Source organism: Citrobacter sp. wls615 (assembly GCF_005281355.1).
GTDB lineage: Bacteria > Pseudomonadota > Gammaproteobacteria > Enterobacterales > Enterobacteriaceae > Citrobacter > Citrobacter werkmanii.
Map to the genome: position 1 here is coordinate 64,094 of NZ_SZXM01000027.1, position 24,159 is coordinate 88,252.

Consider the following 24,159-nt stretch of genomic DNA (forward strand, 5'->3'; position numbering starts at 1 on the left):
TATTCATGCCGGATAGTGACGCTAGCGTCTTATCCGGCCAGGGGTTTACGCGTTTTTCAACACTTCGCTGACAATTTCAACCGCTTCTTTTTCGATCTGTTTGCGGTGTTCTTCTCCGAGGAAGCTTTCGCAGTAGATCTTGTAAGCGTCTTCCGTGCCTGACGGACGCGCGGCAAACCAGCCGTTGTCAGTCATCACTTTCAGACCGCCAATGGAAGCCCCATTGCCAGGCGCCGCGGTCAGACGTGCGGTGATCGGATCGCCCGCCAGCGTGCTGGCGCTTACCATTTCCGGAGACAGCTTAGACAGCGCCGCTTTTTGCGCGGAGGTCGCGCTCGCCTGCAAACGGTTGTAGCTCGGCGCGCCGAAGCGAGCAGCCAGTTCGTTGTAGTGTTCTTGCGGGTTCTTACCGGTCACAGCGGTGATTTCTGCCGCCAGCAGACACATGATGATGCCGTCTTTGTCGGTCGACCACGGTGTACCGTCGAAACGCAGGAAAGATGCGCCCGCACTCTCTTCACCACCAAAGCCAAAGCTGCCGTCGAACAGACCGTCAACAAACCATTTAAAACCGACCGGCACTTCCACCAGCTTACGGCCCAGATCGTTGACCACGCGGTCAATCATCGCCGAGGAAACCAGCGTCTTACCGACGGCAACATCTTTGCCCCATTGCGGACGATGCTGGAACAGATAGTTGATCGCCACCGCCAGGTAGTGGTTCGGGTTCATCAGCCCCGCCGGAGTGACGATACCGTGACGGTCATAGTCCGGATCGTTGGCAAAGGCCAGATCGAACTTGTCACGCAGCGCCAGCAGACCCGCCATCGCGCATTCGGAGGAGCAGTCCATACGGATTGCGCCGTCTTTATCGAGATGCATAAAGCGGAAAGTCTGATCAACGTGATCGTTAACGATAGTCAGGTTCAGGTTGTAGTGTTTGGCAATACGCTTCCAGTATTCGATACCGGAACCGCCCAACGGATCGACACCCAGCGTCAGACCCGCTTTCTGGATCGCCGCCATGTCGACGATATCTGCCAGCCCTTCAACAAACGGCTGAACCAGGTCCTGCTCTTTCACATGACCCGATGCCAGCGCGGCGTCCAGCGACATACGCTTCACGCCTTGCAGACCGTCAGCCAGCAACGCGTTAGCCCTGTCTTCCACCACTTTGGTGACGTTGGTATCTGCCGGACCACCGTTTGGCGGGTTGTATTTAATGCCGCCGTCTTCCGGCGGGTTGTGGGACGGCGTGATCACAATGCCGTCAGCCAGCGGGCCGCCTTTTTTGTTGTGGACCAGGATGGCATTCGACACGGCAGGGGTTGGCGTAAAGCCGTTGTTTTCCTGCACGATGACGTCAACACCATTCGCCGCCAGCACTTCCAGCACAGAGATAAAAGCCGGTTCAGACAGCGCGTGGGTATCCTTGCCCACATAGCACGGGCCAGTAATCCCGTTTTTCGCACGTTCTTCAGCTATCGCCTGGGCTATAGCCAGAATATGCGGCTCGTTAAAACTATGACGACCTGCGCTGCCGCGATGCCCGGACGTACCGAACTTGACGGCGTGCTCAGCGTTCCCTGCCGTTGGTTTCAGTACATAGTACTGTGCCGTCAGTTGGGCGACGTTAATCAAATCACTCTGTTGCGCAGGTTGACCTGCACGGTTGTGGATTGCCATTGCCTGGTCCTTCTAATGCAAGGATTAAATTGTTCCGCAAACCTTTTCAATCAATTCCGCAGGGAATTGCATTGACTGCATGATGTGCTCCACCATGCTGCATTTACGGCCGGTGTTGGTATTGGTGATCACCCAGTACGGCGTGCCTGGCACGTGTTTCGGTTTGGTTTGATTACCATTTTTCAGCAGCGTCTGTTCATCTGCTGCAAAATAAACGCGCGTCCGGCCATGCAACGAATCCGTTGCTTCGGCGAACGCGTTTTGATCCAGAGAATAGAGTGTAGACAGCACCAGCATAAAGCGATTTACTGCTTTCTTCTGTTCCGCATATTCATCGGACAACAGCAGTTCACGCATCGCGCGCACTTTATCTTTTACGGGGTTAACCGGCTTGGCTTCCACGACAGGTTGCACAGCGCGGACTTCTTTTACTACCGGAGTGACAGGCTGTGATGCGGCGGAAAATTTCAACATACGCCGTAAAATGTCGGATGCGCTCTCGCCGATATGCTTGGTGTGGCTGGCAATATAGCTATAGAGTTCATCATCAACTTCAATCGTTTTCATCTTAATCCAGTGCAGTGTTTAGCTGAATACAAGTTGTTGGGTTAACACGCGTAGTGTAAAGGCAAATCCCAACAGCGGATAGCGTCAAGCCTGGTGGCTGATAAAACTCGGAGTAACCGTAGTTGTTGCAGCCCTGTGGCAGAATGGTCAACATGATACCCTAACCCGTGAGTGTGAAAAAAAGAACTTTGCCATGAAATTGAATATCCGAGCGCAATCTGCGCAAAACCTGCACAATAATTCTCCCATCGTCCTGGTTCACGGCCTGTTTGGTAGTCTGGATAACCTGGGGATCCTGGCGCGCGATCTGGTGGCCGATCACGATATCATCCAGGTTGATATGCGAAATCATGGCCTCTCGCCCCGATCGCCTGAGATGAATTATGCGGCCATGGCGCAAGACCTGGTGGATACGCTGGACGATCGACAGATCGAAAAAGCGATCTTTATTGGTCACTCGATGGGGGGAAAAGCCGTCATGGCGTTAACCGCGTTGGCCCCTGATCGTATCGATCGGCTGGTGGCTATTGATATTGCGCCGGTTGACTATCATGTACGCCGTCATGATGAGATTTTTGCGGCAATCAATGCCGTAACCGATGCACAAGCGTCCTCACGCCAGCAGGCGGCAAGCGTCATGCGCCAGCATCTGCAAGAGGAAGGTGTTATCCAGTTTCTGCTGAAATCCTTTGTTGACGGCGAGTGGCGCTTTAACGTTCCCGTATTGTGGGATCAATATCCCCATATCGTTGGTTGGGAAACCGTCCCGGCGTGGGAGCACCCGGCATTGTTTATCCCAGGCGGTAACTCCCCTTATGTCACCGAAGCGTATCGCGGACAGCTGCTGGCACAATTCCCGCAGGCTCGGGCGCACGTAATTGCGGGCGCGGGGCATTGGGTACATGCGGAAAAACCTGAAGCAGTGCTGCGGGCCATTCGTCGTTATCTGAACGAGCAGGCTAACTGATTAAAAACTCAGCGTCCGTGCGCGATTACGCGCGTGGGCGTTGGCGTGCCTCCCCTGCTGATGTATTATGGCGCGCTATCCATCCGGGCAGACGCCTGGCTGATTGTTTCCCCGAAGTCACCAAGATCATGGCCAAAGAACAAACGGACCGTACGACATTAGATCTGTTCGCGCAGGAGCGTCGCCCGGGACGACCCAAAACTAATCCGCTCTCGCGTGATGAACAGTTACGTATAAATAAACGTAATCAGCTTAAACGTGACAAAGTTCGCGGGCTTAAGCGTGTCGAACTGAAACTGAACGCTGATGCCGTTGACGCGTTAAACGAGCTGGCCGAGGCGCGTAACATGAGTCGCAGTGAACTCATCGAAGAGATGCTGATGACCCAACTCACCGCATTGCGCGGTCAGGCATAGTCTGAATTTCTGCTCTAAATCATAAATCGTGTAGCACAGAGTGCAGTCCCGCGTGTTTGCTGTTTCCGCATGCCTGACTGTTCTGCTATGATTGCCCTTATCCGTGGGCAATGCGCCACCACCATTTCAATAAGTTTCAAGAGGTTATTTTACTCATGGCAATCACTGGCATCTTTTTCGGCAGCGACACCGGTAATACCGAAAACATCGCAAAAATGATTCAAAAACAGCTTGGTAAAGACGTTGCCGATGTACATGACATTGCAAAAAGCAGCAAAGAAGACCTGGAAGGGTATGACATTCTGCTGCTCGGCATTCCAACCTGGTACTACGGTGAAGCGCAGTGTGACTGGGACGATTTCTTCCCTACCCTCGAAGACATTGATTTTAACGGCAAACTGGTCGCACTGTTTGGCTGTGGCGACCAGGAAGATTACGCAGAATACTTCTGCGATGCGTTAGGCACCATTCGCGACATCATTGAGCCACGCGGCGCCACCATCGTCGGTCACTGGCCAACGGCGGGTTATCACTTTGAAGCGTCCAAAGGTCTGGCTGATGACAACCACTTTGTTGGTCTGGCTATTGATGAGGATCGCCAGCCGGAGCTGACCGCAGAACGCGTAGAAAAATGGGTTAAGCAGATCTCAGAAGAACTGCACCTCGACGAAATCATCAATGCCTGATATCACGCGGCGTAGATCATCATCTGCGCCGCATCAATAGATAAAACCAATCAAAATAATTGCTACAAATTTGTAACTTTTTCGTCTGACCCTGTACAATGGCTGGATGCCAATCGGGTGTTGCACAGTGTGTTTGTCGGCGATACCACGTTTTGATTAACAATATATGCCAGAGACTTGCAGTTTTCATTTAACCATGGCAGTTCTATAATGATATGCAATTTCTCAAGTGCAATTTCTGTCACTTCTGTTAATGAAGTGAATCGTTTAGCTACAGGACAGATTCCGCATGACTGACAACAATACCGCATTAAAGAAGGCTGGCCTGAAAGTAACGCTTCCTCGTTTAAAAATTCTGGAAGTTCTTCAGGAACCGGATAACCATCACGTCAGTGCGGAAGACTTATACAAGCGCCTGATCGATATGGGTGAAGAAATTGGTCTGGCGACCGTGTATCGTGTGCTGAACCAGTTTGATGATGCCGGTATCGTGACCCGCCATAATTTTGAAGGTGGTAAATCCGTCTTCGAACTGACTCAACAGCATCACCACGATCACCTCATTTGCCTCGACTGCGGCAAAGTGGTCGAGTTCAGCGATGATTCCATTGAAGCGCGCCAGCGTGAGATTGCGGCTAAACATGGTATTCGCTTAACCAACCATAGCCTCTATCTTTACGGCCACTGCGCCGAAGGCGATTGCCGCGAAGATGAGCATGCGCACGACGGCAAATAATGTGACGCTTTCTGAAAAGCCAACCTTCCGGTTGGCTTTTTTTATGGGCTGAATTTGACCAGCACCCTCTTCCTTCTCCGTCAATGTTGCTTTAATGTAAAAATCAATTGCCCTTCCGGAGAGTTGAAATGGAACTTCGCCAGCTACGCTATTTTGTTCGCATTGTAGAAACCGGCAGCATGGGTAGCGCAGCGCTCGATCTTAATATCGGCGTTTCGGCGCTCAGTCAGCAAATGACGCGGCTGGAAAACGAACTTGCTATTCGCCTGTTACAACGCACCTCGCGCGGTGTGACACCCACCAGCGCCGGACTGGCTTTTTACTCCCAGGCGCAGCTGGCGCTCCGGCATGCAGACGATGCAACCCTCGCCGCCCGCGAGGCCCGACTTTCCGGGCATGTCAGCGTCGGTATGGCTCCCAGTACCGCTTCCGTTCTCGGCATGCCTTTTATTCACGCCATGCGGGAAAGCTATGCTGATGTTCGCCTGCATGTGGTGGAAAGTCTCTCTGGCAACCTGGAACGAATGATTAATACCCGCCAGATTGATCTGGCTATCGTGTTTCAAAAAGAAAAGATCCTGCGCTGGAGCGCCAGACCGATTCTTGAAGAACGGCTGTTTTTAATTGGGACCCATGCCCTACTGGCTGATATTGTCGATGACAATATTGCTCCTGCCCAACTGGCCAATATTCCATTGATCATGCCAAGCCCGGGACACGGTCTGCGCGGCAGGCTGGATGCCATCTGTCAGGAACACGCGCTGAACATTGAGATCGCTACTGAAATTGATGGTCTGGCGTTACTGATGCGCGCCGTGCGCAGTGGCATTGGTGCCACTCTTCAGCCAGGCGCGGCGATCTCCCATCTCGATAAAGAAACTCTAAGAGTGATCGGCGTCCATAATCCGGTACTTAGCCGCCCTAACTTTCTGGTCAGCCTCTCTGACGATGAACTTACCCCGGCAGGCCTCGCCGCCCGTGTGGTGCTGACAAAAGTTATGCATCAACTGGTGGAAGCCGGAAGCTGGCCTGGCGCTACGCTTTACAATAACTAAAGCACTGTTTAGCGTCACGTCATAGCGCCCACACAGCCTGTACGTATACATTTCAATTACAAATTTAACAAATAGTTAAATGGTAATGGAGTATACGATGGTTGATGTTCTGGTGATTGGCGGTGGCAATGCCGCGTTGTGTGCTGCCTTGACCGCCCGGGAGCAAGGAGCTTCGGTACTCCTGCTCGAAGCGGCTCCCCGTGAATGGCGCGGAGGAAACTCCCAACACACACGTAATTTACGTTGTATGCATGACGCGCCGCAGGATGTGCTGGTGGAAAGCTATCCTGAAGAAGAATTCTGGCAGGATCTGTGGCGCGTCACGGAAGGGAATACCAACGAAGCGCTGGCGCGTCTGGTGATCCGTACCTCTTCACAATGCCGTGACTGGATGCGTCAGCACGGCGTTAACTTTCAACCTCCTCTCTCCGGCGCTTTACACGTGGCGCGAACCAATGCCTTTTTTATGGGCGGTGGAAAGGCCCTGGTGAATGCCTATTATCGCAGCGCAGAAAAGCTGGGCGTTCAAATTCGCTATAACACCCCCGTTCAGGCACTTGAACTGCGTAATGGCGAGTTCGTGGCGGCGCTGGCAGGCGAAGAGCGCATCACCGCTAAGTCCTGCGTGCTTGCCGCTGGCGGGTTTGAGTCCAACCGTGAATGGCTACGAGAAGCGTGGGGAGAGAACGAGCGCGGCGAGTGGCCTGCGGATAACTTCCTGATTCGCGGCACGCGCTTTAACCAGGGCGTACTGCTCAAATTTATGATGGATGCCGGAGCCGACATTATCGGCGATCCCTCCCAGTCACACTGCGTGGCTATTGATGCCAGAGCACCATTATATGATGGCGGAATTTGCACCCGCGTGGACTGCGTCTCGCTGGGCATAATGGTAAACCGTGACGCAGATCGTTTTTATGATGAAGGTGAAGATTTTTGGCCGAAACGCTACGCCATCTGGGGACGTCTGGTCGCTCAACAGCCAGGGCAGATTGGTTACTCCATCATCGACAGTAAAGCTATCGGCCACTTTATGCCTCCGGTCTTTCCCGGCGCGCAGGCCAATACGTTGGCAGAACTGGCCCTTCAGTTAGGACTGGATGCCGAACGCTTTACCCACACCGTGACGGAGTACAACAACGCCTGCCAGCCCGGCCAGTTCGACCATACCGTTCTGGATAACTGCACCACCAAAGATTTGCTACCCGCGAAAACGCACTGGGCGCGACCGCTGGACCAGCCGCCATACTACGGCTATGCCCTGCGGCCAGGGATCACCTTCACTTATCTTGGGTTAAAAGTGAACGAACGCGCCGCTGTGCATTTTGCCGGGCTTCCAAGCCGCAACCTGTTCGTCGCCGGAGAGATGATGGCGGGCAACGTTTTGGGCAAGGGCTACACCGCAGGCGTGGGGATGTCGATCGGCACCACCTTTGGCCGCATTGCCGGAAAAGAAGCCGCGCTGGCCGCACGTAAGGAGACACGTCATGAAGCAGCTTGAGAAACTGATCATCGAAGCACAAATTATCACCGAACCGGAAGCGGAAGTTGAACGTGTAATGCAGGTGTGCAATGCCTGTCGCTATTGTGAAGGCTTTTGCGCCGTGTTCCCGGCCATGACGCAGCGTCTGGAATTCGGTAAAGCGGATATCAATTATCTGGCAAACTTGTGCCATAACTGCGGCGCTTGCCTGCACGCGTGTCAGTATGCCCCGCCTCATGAGTTTGCCATCAACGTGCCGAAAGCGATGGCGGAAGTCCGGCTCGAAACCTATCAGCATTACGCGCAGCCCGCCGCCTTTGGCACGCTTTATCGTCGCGCAGGCGTAACCGTGACGCTGGCGCTGGTTTTCGGTCTGATCCTGTTTTTACTCCTCGCTATAGGTTTGAAAGGTTCATTATTCCATCCTCCACTGGCCGGGGATTTCTATCAAATTTTCCCGCATAACCTGCTGGCCTGGATGTTTGGTTCGGTGTTTATTCTGGCGATCGGTTTGCTGATGGCGGGCGTAATCCGCTTCTGGCGCGAGATCTCTCCGGGTATGCCGCGTTCCGCCGAGATTGCTGAAGCCTCACACGATGTGCTGACGCTGAAATATCTCGATGGTGGCCACGGCAAAGGTTGTAACGAAGCGGATGATGCTTTCACCCTGATGCGCCGCCGTTTCCACCACTTTACCTTCTACGGTTTTATGCTCTGCTTTGCCGCCACCGTGGTGGCAACGGGCTATCACTACTTTGCAGGTATAGAAGCGCCCTACCCGTTCTTCAGCGTGCCGGTGATGCTGGGCACGTTGGGTGGCATTGGTCTGGTTGTCGGCCCGGCGGGCTTGCTATGGCTGAATCTTAAGCGTTCACCGCTGCATGGCGACGCCCGGCAAAAACCGATGGATCGCGGTTTTATTTTGCTGCTGCTGCTGACCAGTTTGACTGGTCTGGCGCTGCTGGCGGGAAGGGACACTTCATGGATGGCTATTTTACTGGCCATTCATCTCGGCGTGGTCATGGCGCTTTTTCTGACCATTCCTTACGGAAAATTTGCCCACGGATTTTACCGCTGCGCAGCCTTACTCAAGTGGGCGATTGAGAAACGGCGCGGCAAACAGGCGGGGGTCACAGGCGACTAACCCGCAAACTCTTACCTCTATAAATATTATGATAAGACAGTGGAGCAAACCCAATGACACAACAACCATCGCGCGCCGGAACTTTCGGCGCAATACTGCGGGTAACCAGCGGTAATTTTCTCGAACAGTTCGACTTTTTCTGTTCGGGTTTTACGCCACCTATATTGCAAAGACGTTTTTCCCCGCGGAGAGTGAGTTTGCCGGGCTCATGTTGACCTTTGCGGCTTTCGGTTCGGTTTTTTTAATGCAGCCCGTTGGCGCAATCGTGCTGGGTGCTTATATCGACAGAATTGGTCGTCGTCCGGTATTGATGGGGATTACCGTACTCGCACTACTCACCACCTGGCCGGTAATGCACTGGCTCACCGCCGCGCCAGACTTCACGCGCATGACGCTGGTCCTGCTTTGGTTCTCGTACAAGCAAACGGGCGGAAAATTCTCCGCCCGTAGCATTTTTCGAATTACTGCGCAGCGTTCTTGCTACGAATTTCCTGCCAGACCTTGTCACAATCAGCATTAACGGACTGATCGTTACCCGTGCGCGTGGCCTGGATACACTGCTGATAATCCAGTACGCGTACGCTTTCTTCATTAGCAAACTGCTGGTGCTGCTTTTCTTTCTTCAACACATTCAGCACGCTTTGGCAGGCTTCAATTTTCTCCGGCGATCCTTGCGCGGTGTTAATACACGCGCTGTAGGCTTCTTTCAGGCGACTGTCTTCTTTCGGCGAAGGGGATTGCGCACAAGCCACCAGCCCTGATGCCATAATGGCGATGAGTATCAGTTTTTTCATAGCACTTTCCTCAACGGAGCGGCAGACGTCTGGTCTGCCGCTGTTGGCATTAGAAGATGGTGAACGGAGCAATAACGATGAACTTCACGTCGCGTTCATCCTGGAAGATGTTGCCGTAACCACCGCCCCAGCTCGGAATGTCTGAATGGTTGTCGTACTGGGTGAAGTGCAGTTTAAACATGGTGCCCTTTGCACGACCATCCTGCAGGGTATAGACCGCATCCAGGCTGTAAGAAGACTCTTCGATAGTCCGGTTTTTGTCGTAGTACGCATCCGGATTGAGCTGCCAGGTAGATGGCTTGGCATCCCAGGCGTAAACGTAGGACGCACCGACTGCCCAACCCGGCAGGTTCCAGTTCTTCAGGTCATACATTGCACCGAAGAAGACGGCCTTTTCGCCGTTGGCGTTGAAGTCAGAACGGTTGTCCCACCAGATATCCAGACGACCGTTTGATGAGGCGTAGGTCGGGGTCATACGCTGCAGGAAGTAACCCTGCTGCCCGTCTGCTTTAACCCAGGTCCCTTCCAGGCGCAGGTCAACCACCTCCGCCACTTTGTAGCCGAAGGTTAACGCCTGCAACCAAGCCGTGCCATCATAAATATCGTTTACTGTGCGATCATCAACTTTGTCGCGCGCGCCATAGAACTGATAGCTGGTGGTAAACGGGTTACCGCCTAAATCGAATTTGTAGCTGGCTTTCGCGAAGTATTGATCGACGTAGCCTTCGGACTGACCAAATGCCGCTTCCAGCAACAGGTTATTTTTGAAGTCATATTTCGCGCCGATTGAGTGCAGGTAATCTACGCTGGTCTTTTTATCGGCCTGATAAAATTTATCGACTTCGGTGTGCCACGGCGCTTTATATTCATTGGCCCACATATAGGAGAAGCTCAGTGCGCCGGCATCACCATAGTCGAAGTTGGCACCGGCTTCGGCACCCTGATAAGTACCAGGCATAAAGCTCCAGTGCGGAGCCAATAGCGTCTGCCCGGTTGGTTGAATGTAACCGGCGCGCGCCCAGGTTGGGCCATATTTAAATTTGGCTGCTGCTTTATACAGGCTAATTCCGCTCTTGTCGCCGGAGTAATCTTCGTCGTAGCCTTTATTTTTTGAAGAGAATGCGATTTCGTTTGGATGGCCGCTTTCGCTACTTTCGTTCATTTCAATCGCGGTGAATGCTGCGATATCAATACCAAACATATCGGCCGCATAACCGGACTGGAAGTCGAGGTTAGCGTTCCAGGTCGAGTGAGAAAGGTTGGTTTTGTATTTGTCATGATCGGTGACATCTTTACGGTCACGTTCACGCTGCCAGTAATAGATGCCGCCGGTTAAAGTGGAGTCATCAATGAAACCTTCGGCGTGAGCCTGGGGAGCGACAACGAAACCCGACATTGCTGTGATACCGGCGATAGCCAGCGCCAGCGTACTACGTTTGCCACTAAACGTACGCATATGTTAATCCTCTTTGACATAAAAATGCTGCCGATAAAAGCGGTCAGCGAAAAAACAAAAATTAAAAAAGTAGCGCCAAGAAAACCTCAGTGACTACAATGAATAGACTATTTTTCGCGACGCGAATTATCAATCTCTTTCTGTAACGAGTATGTAATAGTATGAGCAACCGCACATATTTCATTGCTTTCTGTTACATTTTCATCGAGAGATAAAAAAGCGTTGAAAAAATGAAAAAATCGCTTGTTTTCCATGAGGATGAAATCGGTTTCAGCCAATCTCATATTGAGGTAAGTTATTTAAACGTAAAAGCATTCAGCCATTTTATTATTACAGACATGTAATTAATTCGCTCCGCAAACGGAGCCTGCCACACGTTTTTTTGGCATAAAAAAACGCCGCATGATGCGGCGTTTAGACAAGATGTGTTGTGGCTTATTCGCCCGCTTTAGCCCACGTATCACGCAGACCAACGGTGCGGTTAAACACCAGCTTATCAGCCGTAGCGTAACGGCTGTCGAGGCAGAAATAGCCTTCGCGTTCAAACTGGAACGCTTTGCCTGCAACCGCGGCCTGCAGTGATGGCTCGCCATAGCCGTGTTTAATCACCAGTGATTCCGGGTTAATCACGGACAGGAAGTCCTCTGCCGCACCAGGGTTCGGTACGCTAAACAGACGATCGTACAGGCGGATTTCAATCGGCAACGCATGAGCCGCGCTGACCCAGTGAATAACACCTTTTACTTTACGACCATCGGCCGGATCTTTGCTCAGGGTGTCGGCATCGTAGGTGCAGAAAATGGTGGTGATATTCCCTTGCGCATCTTTCTCTACACGCTCGGCCTTGATCACGTAAGCATTACGCAGACGTACTTCTTTACCCATCACCAGACGCTTGTACTGCTTGTTCGCTTCTTCGCGGAAATCAGCGCGATCGATCCAGATTTCACCGCTAAACGGCACTTCACGGCTGCCCATTTCCGGTTTATTCGGATGGTTAGGCATGGTAACCAGTTCGCTCTCGCCCTGCGGGTAGTTTTCGATAACCAGTTTCACCGGATCGATAACCGCCATCGCGCGCGGCGCGTTTTCATTCAGATCTTCACGAATGCAGGATTCCAGCGAGGCGATCTCAATGGTGTTGTCCTGCTTGGTCACGCCAATGCGTTTGCAGAATTCACGGATAGCAGCAGCGGTATAACCGCGACGACGCAGACCAGAAATCGTTGGCATACGCGGATCGTCCCAGCCCTCAACGTGCTTGTCGGTAACCAGCAGGTTCAGCTTGCGCTTGGACATCACGGTATATTCCAGATTCAGGCGCGAGAATTCGTACTGGCGCGGGTGAACCGGGATGGTGATGTTGTCCAGCACCCAGTCGTACAGACGGCGGTTATCCTGGAACTCCAGCGTACACAGTGAATGCGTGATGCCTTCCAGCGCATCGCTGATGCAGTGGGTAAAGTCGTACATCGGGTAGATGCACCACTTGTTGCCGGTCTGGTGGTGTTCAGCGAACTTAATACGGTACAGCACCGGATCGCGCATCACGATAAACGGCGATGCCATGTCGATTTTCGCGCGCAGGCAGGCTTTACCTTCTTCAAAGCCTCCGGTACGCATTTTTTCGAACAACGCGAGGTTCTCTTCGACGCTGCGATCGCGGAATGGGCTGTTTTTACCCGGCTGAGTCAGCGTACCGCGGTATTCGCGGATTTCGTCTGCTGACAGTTCGTCAACGTACGCCAGACCTTTATTGATAAGTTCTACCGCATAGGCGTGAAGCTGATCGAAGTAGTCCGACGAGTAGCGAATGTCGCCAGTCCAGTGGAAACCTAACCATTCAACGTCGTTTTTAATCGACTCAACGTACTCGATATCTTCTTTAACCGGGTTCGTATCATCAAAACGCAGGTTGCACTGGCCCTGGTAATCTTGCGCAATGCCAAAGTTCAGACAAATGGATTTCGCGTGGCCAATGTGCAGATAGCCATTTGGCTCCGGCGGAAAACGGGTATGGATCGTGGTGTGCTTACCACTGGCCAGATCTTCATCGATGATCTGACGAATAAAGTTACTCGGGCGGGCTTCAGCCTCACTCATCGTGGATTCCTCAAAGCGTAAACAACGTATAACGGAACATGATCTTATAAGCGACGTCAGGAGACAACTATTAGTTGCACAAAAAAGGTGTTTCAACAGGATATATGAGGGTATTTGCTGCAAAAAAAAGCGGCGGAGGAATATCCCCCGCCGCTTAAGGCATTTAACTCACTTTACTCAGGAGCAGTTACTTACCTTTAATCTCATACAGTGGTGTCTGACCGGCAACCACATGACCTTCGGCTTTAATGACCAAAGCGCCGAAGTCATCGCTGTTGCTGCACACAACCGGGCTAATCATGGAACGTGCATTGGCGTTCAGGAAATCCAGATCCATTTCCAGAATCGGTTGACCTGCAGTCACTTCCGCACCTTCTTCAACCAGGCGCTTAAAGCCTTTACCTTCCAGCGCTACGGTATCGATACCCATATGGACGACGATTTCCGCACCTTTAACAGTTTCCAGACAGAACGCATGGTTGGTGTTGAAGATTTTCACGATGGTGCCCGCAGCCGGAGCAACCACGATTTTATCCGTTGGTTTCACCGCCACGCCGTCGCCTACAGCTTTGCTGGCGAAGGCTTCATCAGGAACCTGCTCCAGCGCAACGACGTCACCGGTAATCGGAGAAACCAGCGCTTCAACGGTGACTGCGTTCGCGACAGCCTGCGGTTTTGCAACCGGGGCCGCTGCTACTGGCGCGCTTTCAGCAGACGCTGCCGCAACCGGGCCACGCGCCACAACTTTCTTCATTTCGTCGCCAATGGATTCCGCTTTCGCACCTACGATGACCTGGATGGTTTGCTTATTCAGCTTAACGACACCAGATGCACCTAAACGTTTACACATCGCATCGTTTACGCGACCAGAGTCGGCCACGGTCAGACGCAGACGGGTGATACAGGCGTCAATCGCTTTCAGGTTATCGGTACCGCCAACCGCAGCAATGTAGTTGGTTGCCAGTTGAGTCAGACCTTCTTCAGTGTTGCTGTTCGCTTCTTCTGTAACGATATCGTCTTCTTTATCTTCGCGGCCCGGCGTTTTCAGGTTAAACATACGAATAACCGCGCTGAACAACACAAAGTAGATAACGAAGAAGACCAGACCCATCGCAACCAGCATCCAGACGTTCTTACTTGCTGCCGGCAGGTTGTACATCAACACGTAGTCGATAGCACCTGCGGAGAAGGAGAAGCCCGCGTGGATCCCCAGCAGCGTCGCAACGAACAGGCTGATGCCGGTTAACAGTGCGTGCAGGAGATACAGCAGTGGTGCCAGGAACATGAACAGGAATTCCAGCGGCTCAGTAACACCGGTCAGGAACGCGGTGATCGCAACGGACAGCAGCATGCCGCCAACCATCGGACGACGCGCTTTCGGAGCCGCGAAGTACATCGCCAGCGCCGCACCCGGCAGACCAAACATCATGATCGGGAAGAAACCAGACATGAACATACCCGCAGTGCCGTCACCCGCGTAGAAGCGGTTGATGTCACCGTGGAAAACGGTACCTGCGGCGTTAGTAAATTCGCCAATCTGGAACCAGGCGATGGTGTTCAGAACCTGATGCAGACCGGTTGGGATCAGCAGACGGTTGATGAAACCAAAGATACCGGAACCCAGCGCGCCAGCGCCTACGATCCACTCACCACCTGCATGGATGGCGTTTTGCACCGGCGGCCACACGTAGCCGAAGATAGCAGCCAGCACCAGACAGAAGAAGCCAGTGGCGATCGGCACGAAGCGTTTGCCGCCAAAGAAGCTCAGGAAATCAGGCAGTTTGATACCAGACCAACGGTTATACACCGCACCGCCGACCAGACCGGTGATGATACCCGCCAGCACACCCATGTTGATGGCCGGGTTAATGGTAACCATTGCTTTGGTCAATATAAAATAACCGACCGCACCCGCCAGCGCTGCCGCACCCGCGCTGTCTTTTGACCAGCTGGAAGCCACACCGATAGCGAAAATCAGCGCCAGGTTATCGAAGATAGCCCCGCCCGCTTGCGCGATGAAAGGTACGTTTAGTAAATCTGGTTGGCCGAATCGCAGCAACAGTGCCGCGACTGGCAGCACAGCGATGGGGAGCTGTAACGCCCTACCCAGCCGCTGGAAAAAACCTAAAATATTCATTTTATTCCCCCTACGAGACCCCGATTAGGCTTCTTTGAAGCCATATTTTTATTGTGCGACCATTCCTGACAGCAAGATTCTGGATCAACGATATTAACCATTCATCTACATTCAGAGTGTGTGAAAATTTAATTCGTATCGCAAATTAAACGCGTGTTTTTTGTGATTCCAGTCACCAAATATCGTTATTAACCCTCCCTTCCACTGGCTAACTACGAAAACTTATTTTATCATTCAAAAAATCGAAACGGATTGATCCTTACCGATGCAAAACCAGGTTACGCTTAATACTGCACAGAGACTCAATCCGCCAATTGCTTACATTTACTTTTGAGGTGAAGAATGAGACTGATCCCCCTGAATACCGCTGAACAAGTCGGCAAATGGGCTGCTCGCCATATCGTTAACCGTATTAACGCGTTCAAACCAACGGCAGATCGCCCGTTCGTTCTGGGCCTGCCGACGGGCGGTACTCCGCTGACAGCTTATAAAGCATTGGTAGAAATGCACAAAGCGGGCCAGGTGAGCTTCAAACATGTTGTTACTTTCAATATGGACGAATATGTTGGCCTGCCGAAAGAGCATCCGGAAAGCTATCACAGCTTCATGCATCGCAACTTCTTTGATCACGTTGATATTCCAGCAGAAAACATCAACCTCCTCAATGGTAACGCGCCGGATATTGATGCAGAATGCCGTCAGTATGAAGAAAAAATCCGTTCTTACGGTAAAATCCACCTGTTTATGGGCGGTGTAGGCAACGATGGTCACATCGCGTTCAACGAGCCAGCCTCTTCTTTGGCTTCCCGTACCCGCATCAAAACGCTGACTCACGACACGCGTGTTGCTAACTCACGCTTCTTTGACGGCGACGTAAGCCAGGTGCCTAAATATGCCCTGACCGTGGGCGTGGGCACCCTGTTGGATGCCGAAGAGGTGATGATCCTGGTACTGGGTCATCAGAAAGCGCAGGCGCTGCAAGCCGCCGTTGAAGGGAACGTTAACCACATGTGGACCATCAGCTGTCTGCAGCTGCATCCAAAAGCCGTTGTGGTATGCGATGAGCCTTCCACCATGGAACTGAAAGTGAAAACGCTGAAATACTTTAACGAGTTAGAAGCGGAAAATATTAAAGGTCTGTAATTGATGTCTCCGCCCTGTCGATAAGTTGCAGGGCGGCATTTTTTGAAATCGGGGGTCGGAATGTATGCTTTAACCCAGGGCCGGATTTTTACCGGTCACGAAATTCTTGATGACCATGCGATTGTTGTCGCCAATGGCCTGATTGACAGCGTTTGCCCACTGGCTGAGTTACCGTCAGGAATTGAACAGCGCTCACTGAATGGGGCCATTATTTCCCCCGGTTTTATCGATGTACAGCTAAACGGCTGCGGCGGCGTACAGTTTAACGATACGGCAGAAGCCGTGACCGTTGAAACGCTGGAAATCATGCAGAAAGCCAATGAAAAATCAGGCTGCACCAACTATCTGCCTACGCTTATCACCACCAGCGACGACCTGATGAAACAAGGCGTTCGCGTCATGCGTGAATACCTGGCGAAGCACCCGAATCAGGCATTAGGGCTTCATCTGGAAGGTCCGTGGCTGAATCTGGTGAAAAAAGGCACCCATAATCCGGGATTTGTCCGTCAACCGGACGCTGCGTTGGTTGATTTCCTGTGCGATAATGCTGACGTGATAACCAAAGTCACGCTGGCACCAGAAATGGTCCCTGTAGAGGTCATCACCAAACTGGTAAATGCAGGTATTGTGGTTTCCGCCGGTCACTCAAATGCGACGGTAAAAGAGGCCAAAATCGGCTTCCGCGCAGGAATTAGCTTCGCAACGCATCTGTTTAACGCCATGCCTTATATAACGGGCCGTGAACCTGGCCTGGCGGGCGCTATTCTTGATGAAGCCGATATTTATTGCGGTATCATCGCTGATGGTCTGCATGTTGACTACGTCAATATCCGTAATGCCAAGCGCCTGAAAGGCGACAAGCTGTGCCTGGTTACCGACGCGACCGCGCCGGCAGGTGCAAATATTGAACAGTTCATTTTCGCTGGTAAAACAATATACTACCGGAATGGATTATGCGTTGATGAGAACGGGACATTGAGCGGTTCATCATTAACCATGATTGAAGGCGTACGCAATCTGGTCGAACATGCGAATATCGCGCTCGACGAAGTGTTACGCATGGCAACGCTCTACCCTGCTCGCGCCATTGGCGTCGACAAACGACTCGGCAGCATCGCGCCAGGCAAAGTAGCCAACCTGACTGCGTTCACGCACGACTTTAAAATCATCAAGACCATCGTTAATGGCAACGAGGTCGTTACTGAGTAAGAGAAAGAATGACACCAGGCGGACAAGCTCAAATAGGTAATGTTGATCTCGTAAAACAGCTTAACAGCGCGGCGGTTTATCGCCTGATTGACCAGCATGGGCCAATCTCGCGCATTCAGATTGCCGAGCAAAGCCAGCTTGCCCCCGCCAGCGTAACCAAAATTACGCGTCAGTTGATCGAACGCGGGCTGATCAAAGAAGTCGATCAGCAGGCCTCCACCGGGGGCCGCCGCGCTATCTCAATCGTCACCGAAACTCGCAATTTCCACGCCATTGGCGTACGTCTGGGCCGTCACGACACAACGCTCACGCTCTATGATATGAGCAGTAAAGTGGTCGCCGAAGAGCATTACCCTCTCCCGGAGCGCACCCAGGAAACGCTGGAGTATGCGCTGCTCAACACCATTGCCACTTTTATTGACAGCTGCCAGCGGAAAATCCGCGAGCTGATTGCGATTTCCGTCATCCTGCCCGGTCTGGTTGATCCTGAAAGCGGCGTCATTCGCTATATGCCACACATTCAGGTCGAAAACTGGGGGCTGGTCGAAGCGCTCAAAAAACGCTTCAAGGTGACCTGCTTTGTCGGTCACGATATCCGCAGCCTGGCGCTGGCTGAGCACTATTTTGGGGCAAGCCAGGATTGCGAAGACTCCATTTTAGTGCGTGTTCACCGCGGAACCGGGGCGGGAATTATTTCCAATGGCCGAATTTTTATCGGTCGCAATGGCAACGTGGGCGAGATTGGTCACATTCAGGTAGAGCCACTGGGTGAGCGCTGTCACTGCGGTAACTTCGGCTGTCTGGAAACCATTGCCGCCAATGCGTCTATCGAACACCGCGTGCAAAACTTACTGAAACAGGGTTATCCCAGCCGACTCATGCTGGATGATTGCAGCATTAAAGCTATCTGTAAGGCGGCGAATAAGGGCGATAACCTGGCGGCAGAAGTTATTGAACATGTTGGTCGCCACTTGGGTAAAACCATTGCCATCGCCATCAACCTGTTTAACCCGCAAAAAATCGTCATTGCAGGCGAAATTACTGAGGCGGATAAAGTGCTGTTGCCTGCAATAGAAAGCTGTATCAACACGCAGGCGTTGAAAGCGTTTCGCCACAATTTACCGGTGGTGCGTTCCACGCTGGATCACCGTTCCGCCATTGGCGCCTTTGCGCTGGTGAAGCGTGCGATGCTCAACGGTACACTGCTCCAACGTTTGCTGGAAAACTAATGCTCTCATATAGTAGTGGATTACTATAAGACTCATAACTAATTCCCTGGGTTGTTCATGACCATTAAGAATGTAATTTGTGATATCGACGGCGTGCTGATGCACGACAATGTTGCCGTACCGGGTGCGGCAGAATTTCTGACCGGGATCCTGGAAAAAGGCCTGCCGTTAGTTCTGCTGACTAACTATCCTTCACAGACCGGGCAAGATCTGGCAAACCGCTTCGCCACCGCGGGTGTGAATGTCCCCGATAGCGTCTTTTATACTTCCGCCATGGCTACCGCTGATTTTCTTCGTCGCCAGGAAGGGAAAAAGGCCTACGTGGTAGGTGAAGGCGCATTAATTCATGAGCTATATAAAGCCGGATTTACCATTACCGACGTGAACCCCGATTTTGTGATTGTTGGCGAAACGCGCTCCTACAACTGGGACATGATGCATAAAGCAGCATATTTTGTCGCTAACGGCGCGCGTTTCATCGCCACAAACCCGGATACTCACGGCCGCGGCTTTTATCCAGCCTGCGGGGCGCTCTGCGCCGGTATCGAGAAAATCTCTGGTCGTAAGCCGTTTTATGTCGGCAAACCCAGCCCGTGGATTATTCGCGCGGCGCTCAACAAAATGCAGGCGCACTCAGAAGAGACCGTTATCGTTGGCGATAACCTGCGTACCGATATTCTGGCAGGATTCCAGGCCGGTCTGGAAACCATTCTGGTATTGTCTGGCGTCTCAACGCTTGACGACATCGACAGCATGCCGTTCAGACCGAGCTGGATTTACCCGTCCGTTGCTGAAATAGACGTCATTTAATCTCTTTAGCCGGATAACAACATCTGCAAGTTATCCGGCCTGAAAAATACATCCATTCAATAAAATCACCACTTCACTGTTGATTCATTAATAATAGCGCTCATTACATAATCTTTTTTCATCAATCAGCAATGACCATTGCGTTTTTTATTTTCCGCACCGTAATTCGCTTGCGCCCTCTCCCGCTTTGCGGCATTTTCTTTATCAAGCAAACATAAAAAGCATTACGCAACAGGTTAACGGAGAAGGTTATGTGTTCTATTTTTGGCGTATTCGATATTAAAACTGACGCAGTTGAACTGCGTAAAAAAGCCCTGGAATTGTCTCGTCTGATGCGCCATCGCGGCCCGGATTGGTCAGGTATTTACGCCAGTGATAACGCCATTCTGGCGCACGAACGTCTGTCCATCGTCGACGTCAATGCCGGCGCTCAGCCGCTGTATAACGTGAAAAAAACGCATATCCTGGCTGTTAACGGTGAAATTTATAACCATCAGGCGCTGCGAGCGGAATATGGCGATCGCTATCAGTTCCAGACGGGTTCAGACTGCGAAGTTATCCTCGCGCTGTATCAGGAAAAAGGCCCAGAGTTCCTGGATGACCTGCAAGGCATGTTTGCTTTTGCCCTGTACGACAGCGAACAGGACGCTTACCTGATTGGTCGCGATCATATCGGGATCATCCCACTGTATATGGGTTACGACGAACACGGTAACTTCTACGTCGCGTCTGAAATGAAAGCCCTGGTTCCGGTATGCCGCACGATCAAAGAATTCCCGGCCGGTAGCTATTTGTGGAGTAAGGACGGCGAAATTCGTCAGTACTATCAGCGCGACTGGTTTGAATACGATGCGGTCAAAGACAACGTGACCGATAAAAACGAGCTGCGTCAGGCGCTGGAAGATGCAGTGAAAAGCCACCTGATGTCAGATGTTCCTTATGGTGTGCTGCTGTCCGGTGGTCTGGATTCCTCCGTCATTTCCGCGATTACGAAAAAATACGCGGCGCGCCGTGTTGAAGATCAGGAACGTAGCGAAGCCTGGTGGCCACAGTTACACTCCTTCGCCGTCGGGCTGGAAGGCGCACCGGATCTGAAAGCCGCGCAAGAGGTAGCGAACCATCTGGGGACCGTGCACCATGAGATCCACTTCACCGTGCAGGAAGGTCTGGATGCTATCCGCGACGTGATTTATCACATCGAAACTTACGATGTCACAACGATCCGCGCATCGACGCCAATGTACTTAATGTCGCGTAAAATTAAAGCGATGGGCATTAAAATGGTGCTGTCGGGTGAAGGCTCTGACGAAGTATTCGGCGGCTATCTCTATTTCCACAAAGCGCCAGACGCGAAAGAGCTGCATGAAGAAACCGTGCGTAAGCTGCAGGCGCTGCATATGTTCGACTGCGCCCGCGCCAACAAAGCGATGTCTGCCTGGGGTGTGGAAGCTCGCGTGCCCTTCCTGGATAAGAAATTCCTTGATGTGGCAATGCGCATCAACCCGCAGGATAAAATGTGCGGCAACGGCAAAATGGAAAAACATGTGCTGCGCGAATGTTTTGAATCTTACCTGCCTGCCAGCGTCGCATGGCGTCAGAAAGAGCAGTTCTCTGATGGTGTCGGTTACAGCTGGATTGATACCTTGAAAGAAGTGGCTGCTGAGCAAGTTTCTGACCAGCAACTGGAAACCGCCAGCTTCCGTTTCCCTTACAACACGCCATCGTCTAAAGAAGCGTATTTGTACCGTGAGATTTTTGAAGAATTGTTCCCGGTTGCCAGCGCGGCGGAATGCGTGCCTGGCGGACCATCAGTAGCCTGTTCTTCCGCCAAAGCGATTGAATGGGATGAAGCGTTTAAAACCATGAACGATCCCTCTGGTCGTGCGGTTGGCGTACATCAGTCCGCTTATAAATAAGTTAATCCTTAGAAAAGGGCCCTGCGGGGCTCTTTTTTTATGTCTGTTTTCTGTGCAAAAAAACAATTAATAACTAATAATTGCCGAATATTGCGCCATGCTGTTCGCAACCTAACCAAACAGTCACATTCCAGCTATTTTCAATGAAAAAGGGGTTGACGCTTCAAGGCTCAATACGCATAATGCGCCCCGCAACGCCGATAAGGTTACGCGAAAAAAAGATGGCTACGTAGCTCAGCTGGTTAGAGCACATCACTCATAATGATGGGGTCACAGGTTCGAATCCCGTCGTAGCCACCATCTTTTTTGCGGGAGTGGCGAAATTGGTAGACGCACCAGATTTAGGTTCTGGCGCCGCAAGGTGTGCGAGTTCAAGTCTCGCCTCCCGCACCATTCACCCGTAAGCGTTGCACGGATGGGGTATCGCCAAGCGGTAAGGCACCGGTTTTTGATACCGGCATTCCCTGGTTCGAATCCAGGTACCCCAGCCATTTTTTCTTCGATATAGCGGTTCACCGCAACGGTCATTGGGGTATCGCCAAGCGGTAAGGCACCGGTTTTTGATACCGGCATTCCCTGGTTCGAATCCAGGTACCCCAGCCATCGAAGAATATAATAGTATCAGGCTACGTAGCTCAGCTGGTTAGAGCACATCACTCATAATGATGGGGTCACAGGTTCGAATCCCGTCGTAGCCACCATATTAAGAACGTATCGACTCGTTCGGTAACGCCAAAATATTGTTGGGGTATCGCCAAGCGGTAAGGCTCTGGTTTCTGATACCAGCATTCCGAGGTTCGAATCCTCGTACCCCAGCCAATTTCAAAAGTCGTCCACATTGTGGGTGCGCCCGTTGGGGTATCGCCAAGCGGTAAGGCTCTGGTTTCTGATACCAGCATTCCGAGGTTCGAATCCTCGTACCCCAGCCAATTTCAAAAGTCGTCCACATTGTGGGTGCGCCCGTTGGGGTATCGCCAAGCGGTAAGGCTCTGGTTTCTGATACCAGCATTCCGAGGTTCGAATCCTCGTACCCCAGCCAATTTCAAAAGTCGTCCACATTGTGATTAAGGACGTATCGACTCGTTCGGTAAAGCCAAAATATTGTTGGGGTATCGCCAAGCGGTAAGGCACCGGATTCTGATTCCGGCATTCCGAGGTTCGAATCCTCGTACCCCAGCCAATTTCAAAAGTCGTCCACATTGTGGGTGCGCCCGTTGGGGTATCGCCAAGCGGTAAGGCTCTGGTTTCTGATACCAGCATTCCGAGGTTCGAATCCTCGTACCCCAGCCATATTAAAAAAGCTCGCTTCGGCGAGCTTTTTGCTTTTCTGCGTTTATCGCCTGATGGCGCTCCGCTTATCAGGCCTACGTATTTCCCCCGTAGGCCTGCCTGAATTACAATCCTAACGCATACTTCAAGGCCTGACGTTTCAGTACGCCTGCGCGCTCTGCGGCCATTAACCCGAGATTACGCATGATACGCAGCGGCTGCAGGTTGTTGCTGAATCCGGCGTAGAACAGATCCATCCCACTCTGCATAATGAAATTATCAGTCATACGACGATTCTGATAACGCTTCAGCACCGGCTGACTGGCCCAGGATTCACCGTAGCTGCGCGCATTAACCAGCACGTCAATCAGCGCATCCACATCACGGAACCCCAGATTAACGCCCTGCCCCGCCAGCGGGTGAATGGTATGCGCGGCATCGCCTACCAGCGCAAGGCCTGGCTGCACATATTGCAACGCGTGACGACGCGTAAGCGGGAATGCCCCCGCCGCCACAGGCGTAACGTTGCCGAGTCGTGACGGGAAGTGTTTGGCGATCTCCGCCTGCAATTGCGACATAGTCAGGCCTTGCAACTGGCGGATACGCGCTGGTGAGTCATACCACACCAGCGAGGCCCAGTTATCAAACAGCGGTAAAAACGCGCGTGGGCCGTCAGGTGTAAATTGTTGCCAGGTGCTGTCGCCGGGTGCGTTCTCGCATTGTACGGTGATCAACATACAGGACTGCGCGTATTGCCAGGCATGAATACCAATCCCGGCCATTTTCCGCACCTGAGAATTTGCGCCATCCGCGCCGATCACCAGCTTCGCGCTGATTTTCTCACCGCCAGCCAGTTCAAGCTCATGCCGATCGTTATGTTGATGCAGAGAGATCAATGACGCCGGTACGCGCAGCGTGACTTTCGGGTGAGCTTCCAGCGCCTGCCAGAGCGCCTGTTGCAGAACCGTGTTTTCCACCATATAGCCCAGCAAAGGTAACTTAAGCTCGGCGGCATCAAACATGACATGGGCATTTTCCCATTCCCACGTTTCCAGACGACGGTAAGGATGACTGCGCATACCCTGAACCGTATCCCAGACCCCCAGTCCTTTCAACAACGACACCGAGGCGGAGCTAATGGCGGAAATTCTGACATCGGGCTGTCCATCAGCCACAAACGGCGCGGGAACGGCGTGTTCAATGACCGTTACCGTAAATCCATGCTGCGCCAGTCCAAGCGCCAGCGCGCCGCCGACCATCCCCCCGCCGACAATGGCAATTTCCGTTGGTTGATTTGTCATGTGGTCAATCATCCTGTTACATGTATTGTGTAAGTTTACAGGATTTTTTACC

Annotated in this window: 20 protein-coding genes, 10 tRNA genes and 1 pseudogene; 24 read left to right on the forward strand and 7 right to left on the reverse strand. The window is 52.2% G+C overall.

Annotation, left to right across the window (positions count from 1 at the left end):
* Window positions 1-45: 45 nt before the first annotated feature.
* Window positions 46-1,686: a phosphoglucomutase (alpha-D-glucose-1,6-bisphosphate-dependent) gene (gene pgm, locus FDX04_RS09935; RefSeq protein WP_016152262.1), complete on the reverse strand. Its 1,641-nt coding sequence runs from the start codon at window positions 1,684-1,686 to the stop codon at window positions 46-48.
* 24 nt (window positions 1,687-1,710) lie between these two features.
* Complete coding sequence (gene seqA, locus FDX04_RS09940) at window positions 1,711-2,253, reverse strand: replication initiation negative regulator SeqA (RefSeq protein ID WP_042309768.1); 543 nt, start codon at window positions 2,251-2,253, stop codon at window positions 1,711-1,713.
* 193 nt (window positions 2,254-2,446) lie between these two features.
* Here seqA and ybfF point away from each other — a divergent pair, with 193 nt between their 5' ends.
* The 9 genes and pseudogenes from ybfF to FDX04_RS09985 all read left to right on the forward strand — a co-directional run.
* Window positions 2,447-3,220 carry an esterase gene (ybfF, locus tag FDX04_RS09945; protein ID WP_137360513.1) on the forward strand — a complete coding sequence of 258 codons (774 nt, stop codon included), beginning with the start codon at window positions 2,447-2,449 and terminating at the stop codon, window positions 3,218-3,220.
* 128 nt (window positions 3,221-3,348) lie between these two features.
* Window positions 3,349-3,636: a LexA regulated protein gene (gene ybfE, locus FDX04_RS09950; RefSeq protein WP_042310165.1), complete on the forward strand. Its 288-nt coding sequence runs from the start codon at window positions 3,349-3,351 to the stop codon at window positions 3,634-3,636.
* A gap of 155 nt (window positions 3,637-3,791) precedes the next feature.
* Window positions 3,792-4,322, forward strand: coding sequence for a flavodoxin FldA (gene fldA / locus FDX04_RS09955; RefSeq protein WP_054176141.1), 531 nt, complete (start codon window positions 3,792-3,794; stop codon window positions 4,320-4,322).
* Between the two features lie 210 nt (window positions 4,323-4,532).
* Window positions 4,533-4,619 carry a ryhB-regulated fur leader peptide gene (locus FDX04_RS24665; protein WP_137349021.1) on the forward strand — a complete coding sequence of 29 codons (87 nt, stop codon included), beginning with the start codon at window positions 4,533-4,535 and terminating at the stop codon, window positions 4,617-4,619.
* Window positions 4,612-5,058, forward strand: a complete 447-nt coding sequence (gene fur / locus FDX04_RS09965; protein WP_003022836.1) for a ferric iron uptake transcriptional regulator — start codon at window positions 4,612-4,614, stop codon at window positions 5,056-5,058. Before FDX04_RS24665 ends, fur begins: the two co-directional genes overlap by 8 nt.
* Before the next feature lie 128 nt (window positions 5,059-5,186).
* A complete protein-coding gene (gene tcuR, locus FDX04_RS09970) occupies window positions 5,187-6,113 on the forward strand; it encodes a tricarballylate utilization LysR family transcriptional regulator TcuR (RefSeq protein WP_137370874.1) in 927 nt (308 codons plus the stop codon).
* A 97-nt stretch (window positions 6,114-6,210) separates the two neighbouring features.
* A complete protein-coding gene (gene tcuA, locus FDX04_RS09975) occupies window positions 6,211-7,614 on the forward strand; it encodes an FAD-dependent tricarballylate dehydrogenase TcuA (protein WP_042309774.1) in 1,404 nt (467 codons plus the stop codon).
* Window positions 7,601-8,740, forward strand: a complete 1,140-nt coding sequence (gene tcuB / locus FDX04_RS09980) for a tricarballylate utilization 4Fe-4S protein TcuB (protein ID WP_137360511.1) — start codon at window positions 7,601-7,603, stop codon at window positions 8,738-8,740. Before tcuA ends, tcuB begins: the two co-directional genes overlap by 14 nt.
* 53 nt (window positions 8,741-8,793) lie before the next feature.
* A pseudogene (locus FDX04_RS09985) lies at window positions 8,794-9,053 on the forward strand (hypothetical protein); the annotation flags it as partial.
* Between the two features lie 148 nt (window positions 9,054-9,201).
* Here the strand turns inward: FDX04_RS09985 and chiQ are convergent.
* The 4 genes from chiQ to nagE all read right to left on the reverse strand — a co-directional run bounded on the left by chiQ (window position 9,202) and on the right by nagE (window position 15,230).
* A complete protein-coding gene (gene chiQ, locus FDX04_RS09990) occupies window positions 9,202-9,534 on the reverse strand; it encodes a ChiQ/YbfN family lipoprotein (protein WP_038638809.1) in 333 nt (110 codons plus the stop codon).
* 49 nt (window positions 9,535-9,583) lie between these two features.
* Window positions 9,584-10,990, reverse strand: a complete 1,407-nt coding sequence (chiP, locus tag FDX04_RS09995; RefSeq protein WP_038638807.1) for a chitoporin — start codon at window positions 10,988-10,990, stop codon at window positions 9,584-9,586.
* Window positions 10,991-11,425: 435 nt separating this feature from the next.
* Window positions 11,426-13,093, reverse strand: a complete 1,668-nt coding sequence (gene glnS / locus FDX04_RS10005) for a glutamine--tRNA ligase (protein ID WP_137360510.1) — start codon at window positions 13,091-13,093, stop codon at window positions 11,426-11,428.
* A gap of 187 nt (window positions 13,094-13,280) precedes the next feature.
* Window positions 13,281-15,230: a PTS N-acetyl glucosamine transporter subunit IIABC gene (nagE, locus tag FDX04_RS10010; protein ID WP_137370875.1), complete on the reverse strand. Its 1,950-nt coding sequence runs from the start codon at window positions 15,228-15,230 to the stop codon at window positions 13,281-13,283.
* Window positions 15,231-15,572: 342 nt separating this feature from the next.
* On the opposite strand from nagE, the gene nagB reads away from it, so the two are divergent.
* The 15 genes from nagB to FDX04_RS10085 all read left to right on the forward strand — a co-directional run bounded on the left by nagB (window position 15,573) and on the right by FDX04_RS10085 (window position 22,827).
* Window positions 15,573-16,373, forward strand: a complete 801-nt coding sequence (nagB, locus tag FDX04_RS10015) for a glucosamine-6-phosphate deaminase (protein ID WP_003022803.1) — start codon at window positions 15,573-15,575, stop codon at window positions 16,371-16,373.
* A 60-nt stretch (window positions 16,374-16,433) separates the two neighbouring features.
* Window positions 16,434-17,582 carry an N-acetylglucosamine-6-phosphate deacetylase gene (gene nagA, locus FDX04_RS10020; RefSeq protein WP_042309784.1) on the forward strand — a complete coding sequence of 383 codons (1,149 nt, stop codon included), beginning with the start codon at window positions 16,434-16,436 and terminating at the stop codon, window positions 17,580-17,582.
* 8 nt (window positions 17,583-17,590) lie between these two features.
* A complete protein-coding gene (locus FDX04_RS10025; protein ID WP_137370876.1) occupies window positions 17,591-18,811 on the forward strand; it encodes an N-acetylglucosamine repressor in 1,221 nt (406 codons plus the stop codon).
* 57 nt (window positions 18,812-18,868) lie between these two features.
* Window positions 18,869-19,621, forward strand: coding sequence for a ribonucleotide monophosphatase NagD (gene nagD / locus FDX04_RS10030; protein ID WP_038638796.1), 753 nt, complete (start codon window positions 18,869-18,871; stop codon window positions 19,619-19,621).
* Window positions 19,622-19,872: 251 nt separating this feature from the next.
* Entirely contained in the window at window positions 19,873-21,537 is a 1,665-nt protein-coding gene (asnB, locus tag FDX04_RS10035) for an asparagine synthase B (protein WP_003835552.1), read from the forward strand.
* 223 nt (window positions 21,538-21,760) lie between these two features.
* Window positions 21,761-21,837, forward strand: a tRNA-Met gene (locus FDX04_RS10040).
* Between the two features lie 8 nt (window positions 21,838-21,845).
* Window positions 21,846-21,930, forward strand: a tRNA-Leu gene (locus FDX04_RS10045).
* 23 nt (window positions 21,931-21,953) lie between these two features.
* A tRNA-Gln gene (locus tag FDX04_RS10050) sits at window positions 21,954-22,028 on the forward strand.
* A gap of 37 nt (window positions 22,029-22,065) precedes the next feature.
* Window positions 22,066-22,140: transfer RNA gene (locus tag FDX04_RS10055), tRNA-Gln, on the forward strand.
* Window positions 22,141-22,161: 21 nt separating this feature from the next.
* Window positions 22,162-22,238 (forward strand) — tRNA-Met (locus FDX04_RS10060).
* A 43-nt stretch (window positions 22,239-22,281) separates the two neighbouring features.
* Window positions 22,282-22,356 (forward strand) — tRNA-Gln (locus FDX04_RS10065).
* A gap of 35 nt (window positions 22,357-22,391) precedes the next feature.
* Window positions 22,392-22,466 (forward strand) — tRNA-Gln (locus FDX04_RS10070).
* A 35-nt stretch (window positions 22,467-22,501) separates the two neighbouring features.
* Window positions 22,502-22,576: transfer RNA gene (locus FDX04_RS10075), tRNA-Gln, on the forward strand.
* Between the two features lie 66 nt (window positions 22,577-22,642).
* Window positions 22,643-22,717, forward strand: a tRNA-Gln gene (locus FDX04_RS10080).
* A gap of 35 nt (window positions 22,718-22,752) precedes the next feature.
* Window positions 22,753-22,827: transfer RNA gene (locus tag FDX04_RS10085), tRNA-Gln, on the forward strand.
* 104 nt (window positions 22,828-22,931) lie between these two features.
* Here FDX04_RS10085 and ubiF read toward each other — a convergent pair.
* Complete coding sequence (gene ubiF / locus FDX04_RS10090; RefSeq protein ID WP_137370877.1) at window positions 22,932-24,107, reverse strand: 3-demethoxyubiquinol 3-hydroxylase; 1,176 nt, start codon at window positions 24,105-24,107, stop codon at window positions 22,932-22,934.
* Between the last annotated feature and the right edge of the window lie 52 nt (window positions 24,108-24,159).